The 613-nt window shown below is 60.5% G+C and carries 1 protein-coding gene; it reads right to left on the bottom strand.

Annotation, left to right across the window (positions count from 1 at the left end; translation table 11 throughout):
- On the bottom strand, window positions 1–541 hold a 541-nt coding region (locus J4F42_22425; protein ID MCE2488280.1), incomplete at its 3' end, for a hypothetical protein.
- Window positions 542–613 lie beyond the last annotated feature (72 nt).

Here is a 613-nt window from a genome sequence, read left to right on the forward strand (position 1 = left end):
GGGCCAGGTAGTCGTTGACAGTCACTAAATGTGCCCCTCGTCCCAGCAGGGCGTTGAGATACAGCGGCAGGGTGGCGACCAGGGTCTTGCCCTCACCGGTCTTCATCTCGGCAATACGTCCCTGGTGGAGAACCATGCCGCCGATGAGCTGACAGTCAAAATGCCGCATGCCGGTGACCCGCCGGGAGGTCTCGCGGACAGTGGCAAAGGCCTGCGGCAGGAGATCGTCAAGAGCCTGGGCTTCGGCCTCACGCAGCTCTTTTTCGATCTTCTCGCAGTCTTCCTTGAGGTAGCCCTGCTCGTCCGGGTCGGCTTCCTGTTCGAGCCGGGCTTGGGCGTCGGCCAGCTGCTCGCGCAGGGTCTGGGTGGCGGTTGTGATGGACGCCCGAAATTCATCGGTTTTGGCCCGGAGCTGGTCAAGGCTGAGGGCGGCCAGTTCGGGTTCAAGCGCATTGATCGCCTCAACCACCGGCCGCATTTTTTTGAGCTGTCTGTCGTTGCTGCTGCCAACGACCTTATGGAACAAGGTTTTCCACGACATCGTCATCCCCTCGGTATTGTGACGCTTAGCGCCAGCATAGCATGGACTGCCGCAAAGCAGGAGCAGTCTATT

Source organism: Desulfurellaceae bacterium (genome assembly GCA_021296095.1).
In the GTDB taxonomy this organism is placed as follows: domain Bacteria; phylum Desulfobacterota; class Binatia; order Bin18; family Bin18; genus JAAXHF01.